Origin of the sequence: Streptomyces sp. NPDC059582 (assembly GCF_042735715.1) — a bacterium.
GTDB lineage: Bacteria > Actinomycetota > Actinomycetes > Streptomycetales > Streptomycetaceae > Streptomyces.
The window spans coordinates 96616-98718 of sequence record NZ_JBHWCC010000037.1 but is presented as its reverse complement, the minus strand read 5'-3'; the positions used below and the strand labels follow the sequence as shown (position 1 = coordinate 98718).

Annotated in this window: 3 protein-coding genes; 1 reads left to right on the top strand and 2 read right to left on the bottom strand. The window is 71.2% G+C overall.

The annotated features are described in order from the left end of the window. Window positions 1-78 precede the first annotated feature (78 nt). The gene (locus ACFV0T_RS28000; RefSeq protein WP_385784735.1) at window positions 79-885 is read right to left on the bottom strand and encodes a hypothetical protein; all 807 of its coding nucleotides are present in this window, start codon (window positions 883-885) and stop codon (window positions 79-81) included. Between the two features lie 47 nt (window positions 886-932). On the opposite strand from ACFV0T_RS28000, the gene ACFV0T_RS27995 reads away from it, so the two are divergent. Further along, window positions 933-1121, top strand: coding sequence for a DUF5703 family protein (locus ACFV0T_RS27995; RefSeq protein WP_007380901.1), 189 nt, complete (start codon window positions 933-935; stop codon window positions 1119-1121). A 96-nt stretch (window positions 1122-1217) separates the two neighbouring features. On the opposite strand, the gene ACFV0T_RS27990 is transcribed toward ACFV0T_RS27995, so the two are convergent. Then, window positions 1218-1991 carry a chaplin gene (locus tag ACFV0T_RS27990; protein ID WP_385784732.1) on the bottom strand — a complete coding sequence of 258 codons (774 nt, stop codon included), beginning with the start codon at window positions 1989-1991 and terminating at the stop codon, window positions 1218-1220. Between the last annotated feature and the right edge of the window lie 112 nt (window positions 1992-2103).

The following is a 2103-nucleotide window of genomic DNA, read 5'->3' as shown; positions in this document are numbered from 1 at the left end:
GGAGAGGTCTCTCCCGGCCGCCGCCGTCATGCCTGCCACATCGGCCGGGTCGGCGCCGTTCGGCCCGGTCAGGGCCCGCTAGCGGCGGTCGGCGTCCAGCCGCTCCAGGTCTCCGTCCTCGGCGTCGTCCGGATCGGCGTCGAGTTCCGCGTCGAGGTCGTCGTCGACGACGTCCTCCTGAAGGTCGTCCTCCAGGTCGTCGCCCTCGGCCTCGACCTCGTCAGGGTCGTCCGTGTCATCGGCGTCGTCGACGTCATCGGCGTCATCGGTGTCGTCGAGGTCGTCGTCGAACACCGCGCTGACGTCGAAGCGGCAGACCACCCGCTGCGGGTCGACCTGCTCGAACGGGGCCTCCAGCCACTCCCCCGGGTCGGCCTGCTCGTCCGCGGCCGTCACCCAGAGCGTGGAGTCGCCCTCCTCCAGCCCGAACTCCTTGTGCCGGGAGGCGATCTCGTCCGGCTCGAACTCGCCGAACAAAATGCCGAGCGCGCCGTGGACCGTACCGGCCACGTCCTCGGCCACGCCCTCGTCGTACTCCGCCGCCTCGACCCGCTGGGCCTGCGCCAGCAGCCGCTGGGGCTCCGCCACGGCGTAGTCGCGGCGGATCAGCACACTGATCGCGCTCGGTTCCTCGGGGCCCGTGTACGGCGGCAGCGAGTCGTCCGCGCCGGGGATCTCGAAGGGCGTGACCTCGTCATAGCGGTCGTAGAGCAGCTCGTCGTAGACCTCGGCGGCCGCGGCCAGCTGGTTGAACGCTTCGTAGACGGCCGGATCGTCCTCACCCGACCTGCGTTCGACCGCGGCCAGGTGGCGGTCGAGCGCGGTCTTGACCGCCTCGGCGGCGGCTCGTACCTCGGCAGCGGTGGGCTGCGCAGCATCAGACATAGTGCAGACGCTATCCGTACCGGGCCCCAGCCCGCACAATAGATGCGATGCCGGAATACGAATTTGTCGACGTGTACGTACCGCGCGGGGTTTCCCGCAAGGACGCCACACGTCTACTGACGGACCATGCCGAGTACGGACACTGGGAGTTGGACCGCCTCAGCCTGATGCGGGACGGCAGCCGCAGGGTGCGGCTGCGCCGGCGGATCATCCGCCAGGTACGGGCCACGTGGTGAGCTGAGGCGACGGAACAACGGAACAAACGGATCGGGCCCCGCCTAGGCGGGGCCCGATCCGTTGTGTCGGCCGTCACGCCGAGGCCGTGTCGACCGTCACACCGAGGCGTGTGCCTTGCGGTAGAGGACGGCTCCCGCCAGCAGCGCGCCCGCGCCCACCGGAAGGACGAGCCCCATCGGCAGATCACTGCCGGTCTGCGCGAGCTGCGCGGTGCCGTGGGGGCTCACCGGCCGCGGGCCCGGCCGGTTGACGTGCGGAGCGGTGCCCGGCGTCTCGTGGTGCGCGACGGGCGGGATGTTCCGCGTTCCGGGGTGCCCGGGAGTGCTGGGCGTCTCCGGCGTCGCACCGACGCCGGAGGGCGGGGTGTGGTGGCCGTTCCCGCAGTCGTTGCCGGCGGTGGGGTTGCCGATACCGATGACGTCCACGCTGTTGCCGCAGACGTTCACCGGCACGTCGATCGGTACCTCGACGTGGTTCCCGGAGCCCACCCCGGGTGAGCCGCCGGCGTGCCCGCCGGCGTGCGCGCCGCCGGACCCACCGTGACCGCCGGAGCCGCCGTGGCCGCCGTGGCCGCCGTAGCCGCCCTGATCGTCATGGCCGTAACCGCCGGACGGGGAACCGCCCCCACCGTGGTTGGCGCATTTGTTGCCGATGGCCGGATTGAGCACTCCGACCACGTCGACCGTGTTCCCGCACACGTTCACCGGCGCGTTCACCGGTGCCTGCACGGTATTGCCGGACAGTACGCCCGGAGAATTCGAACTGGAGCCGCTCGCCCCGGAGTCGGCGTGGGCATAACCACCGGCGGCGGCAATCGCGCCGGTCGCCGCCATCATGGTCATGAGGCCTTTGCGGGTGACCTCTCGCATGCGGAATTCCTGTCTTTGACCTTTGCCTGGAAAGACCGGTCGGCCCCCGCCCGCCCGGCGCCCCCCCCCGTCCGCCTCGATGACCGACCGGGAGCGCTACGCCATCCTGCTC

Coding starts and splice junctions, on each gene's coding strand:
- ACFV0T_RS28000 (WP_385784735.1), bottom strand. CDS start 885: ATGTCTGATGCTGCGCAGCCCACCGCTGCCGAGGTACGAGCCGCCGCC.
- ACFV0T_RS27995 (WP_007380901.1), top strand. CDS start 933: ATGCCGGAATACGAATTTGTCGACGTGTACGTACCGCGCGGGGTTTCC.
- ACFV0T_RS27990 (WP_385784732.1), bottom strand. CDS start 1,991: ATGCGAGAGGTCACCCGCAAAGGCCTCATGACCATGATGGCGGCGACC.